The organism is Streptacidiphilus sp. EB129, from assembly GCF_041262645.1.
Taxonomy (GTDB): Bacteria; Actinomycetota; Actinomycetes; order Streptomycetales; family Streptomycetaceae; genus Streptacidiphilus.
This window is the reverse complement of record NZ_JBGCCS010000095.1, coordinates 1-2,718: the sequence shown is the minus strand read 5'-3', so window position 1 is coordinate 2,718 and position 2,718 is coordinate 1. Positions and strand designations below refer to the sequence as shown.

General features: G+C 69.6%; 2 protein-coding genes. Both read left to right on the top strand.

What is annotated here, in order from left to right; genetic code table 11:
- Nucleotides 1–119: 119 nt before the first annotated feature.
- Complete coding sequence (locus ABH925_RS37550; RefSeq protein ID WP_370156112.1) at nucleotides 120–392, top strand: hypothetical protein; 273 nt, start codon at nucleotides 120–122, stop codon at nucleotides 390–392.
- A 679-nt stretch (nucleotides 393–1,071) separates the two neighbouring features.
- The gene (locus ABH925_RS37545; protein WP_370156110.1) at nucleotides 1,072–1,671 is read left to right on the top strand and encodes a cation transporter; all 600 of its coding nucleotides are present in this window, start codon (nucleotides 1,072–1,074) and stop codon (nucleotides 1,669–1,671) included.
- The last annotated feature ends 1,047 nt before the right edge of the window (nucleotides 1,672–2,718 follow it).

The window sequence follows — 2,718 nt, the reverse complement described above, 5'->3', positions numbered from 1 at the left end:
CTCAGCCCCGTCGCCTACGAGCAGCGCCAATCAGCTACCCTGACACTCGCCGCATAACCACACAAACCCGTGTCCACCATCCGGGGTGAAGCCCCTAGTGACTCTGGAACTCTCTTGGCGTGCTGATCTTCTTCGCGGTATCCGCGCTGTTCATGCTGGGTTGCTTCGGCCTCGGTCTGGTCCTGTTCGCCGATATTCGAGGCATCGGCTCCCACTATGCCGCCCGCAACCGTGCAGTTGTCGAGGCGGCGACGGCCAGCGGTCAGAACGTCGGCTGGTTCCTCGTCTTCGGTAAGACTCGCAAGGTCGGTGCTTTTCTCATGATCTTCTGCGGTCTCCCCCTGCTGTTCGCGCTCGTTGGCTTGATCGAAGCCCTGGCCGGTATCTCGTGAGTTGGTCACTCGTTCTGGTGCACGCCGGACGCTGGCTCGCGAGGTGGGCCATGCTGTCCTCACTGGTGCCAGCGGCATACCGCCCGTACGTGTGACCAGCCCCTTCGGCTCACGGGCACCCACGTACGTCATCAGTATCGTGATGGAAACGGACCCTACGGGACCTCGCTGACGCCCATGCGTCCGGCGCGGAACCTGGGAAATGATCACTTCAGGCGTGGGAAAGGCCGCTCCAGCGCCGGGTATCAAAGCTGATCGGCGAGTTTTGTCGGTGCCCCGCCCGCCGCCGCCCTGGCTCTTTACTCCACACCGGTTCCGGCTGGACCCTGGCCACCTGCCGCTGACCGGCTGTACGCGGAGGCGGCGCGCAGGCGCGACGGCTCGGCGACCAACGGCTACGCCCAGCACCTGGCCCCGGCCGCGGCGCACCAGTCGCTGCGGGCGCGGGTCGCGCAGGAGGTCGCCGCCTCGCTCACGCACCTGCTGGCCGCCGCGACCTGACAACCCCACCGCCGCATCCTCGGCCCGGTCCCGCACGCGGGGGCCGGGCCGTCCTGCGTTCGCCCGCCCAGCTCCCCGCTCTGGCGTTGTCGGTGAGTGTTGTTTCGACTCCAGGGGTCGCTGGAAGGGCTGGCCGCCCTGCTCTGAGACTGACCGTTGGGCCTGGGAGACTTCCGGGGTGAACACCTCGAACGAGATCGCCCGTGCGTCTTTGCTCCGCCGTGGCTTTGCCCTGGAGTACGCCACGCTCGCCTGGAACGTGGTCGGCATCGTGGTGCTTGCCGTGACGGCCCTGGCGGCCCGGTCGGTGGCGCTGGCCGGGTTCGGCCTGGACTCGCTGATCGAGATCGGTGCCTCGACGGTGGTCATCTGGGAGCTGTCGGGGGCCGGCGAGGAGCGCCAACGCCGGGCACTGCGCGTGATCGGCGGGGCGTTCGCGCTGCTGGCGGTGTATCTGGCGGTGCAGTCCACCCTGGTGCTGGTCGCCGACTACCACCCGCACCACTCGGTGCCGGGCATCGTGTGGACCGCGATCACCGCCGCGGTGATGTTCGCTCTCGCGGCGGCCAAGGCCCGCACCGGTGCGGCCCTGGACAACCCGGTGCTGAAGACCGAGGGCCGGGTCACCTTCATCGACGGCGTGCTGGCCGCCGCCGTGCTGCTCGGCCTGACGCTGAACTTCGCCCTTGGCTGGTGGTGGGCCGATCCGATCAGCGGGTACTTGATCCTGTTCTACGCGGTCCGCGAGGCCCGCGAGATTTTCGCCGGCGAGCACTGAACTCCCCGGGGCAGTGGAGTCAGTTCTGTTGTCACCGACACAGCCACCGCTCCCGCCGCCGTCCGGCCCTCGCCGTCCTGTTCGCCTCGATTCCCCGCCTGCGGATCCGGAGCCGTAGCGGGTCGGCCGAACCGGGAGTGGCGCCCGCCAGCCGCCCGAATCCGCATGACAGTCCTGCCCGCCGCACGGTAGAACCCGGCGTGTGACCGTCTTCTACTGCGCCAAGTGCGGGACCGCGCTCACCGGGGACCTGGTGGCACTGGCGGCCGTCCCTGACGTCGAGGATCCAGACCACGGCCGGGAGAAGAAGACCGGCCGGGCCCGCTCTACCGTCCCGCGCGGGCGCTACGCCATCGACTCCGACCCATGGGGCGCCCCGTTCGTCGCAGCCACCTGCGCGCCCCGCCCGCCTGCCCCGCGGACAGGCCGCGCGTTGCTGCGAACCGGCACTGGGAACACCGTCTCCGGTGGCTGGCGTGACAGCGTCGTCGTCCACCCGGACGACGTCTTGCCCCGCCTCGAACCCTTCACTCTCGGGGACAACTGGCTCGGATGCTGCGGCCCGACTGGCGCGCACGGTCCCAACTTGGCCTGCGTCTGTGGCTCTCGTCTGGCTGCCTGGGCTGCCGACTGCATAGGCCCCAACGAACTCCACCTGGACCCTGTGCGCGTCTACCCCTGGCACCAGGACGGCAGCTGAAGGCCTGTGCCAGCAGGGCCTTGATCACCAGGCGGACGACGCCGGGCTGCGCCGATCGCCACAGCGGGGGTTCCACGGGTCGTCCTGGGCCGTCCTGGTCGGCTGCAGGCGCCCCGGGGTGCGCGGGGAGGCTCCCATCGGCCGTGTCGGATTCCCGTCGGGAATGCCGCCCGTCGAGGCTGCTCCCGTCACTGCCCGTCGCCGCGACCCGCTGGGCCGACGCCCCGTCCTGGCGGCCTGACGGGCCACCGACCCGCTTTCCGCACCACCCTGTCGGCGGCCGTCTCAACTGCGCCGATTCAGTTGGATCAAGTCCCAGCGGTTTCCATACAGGTCTCGGAACACCG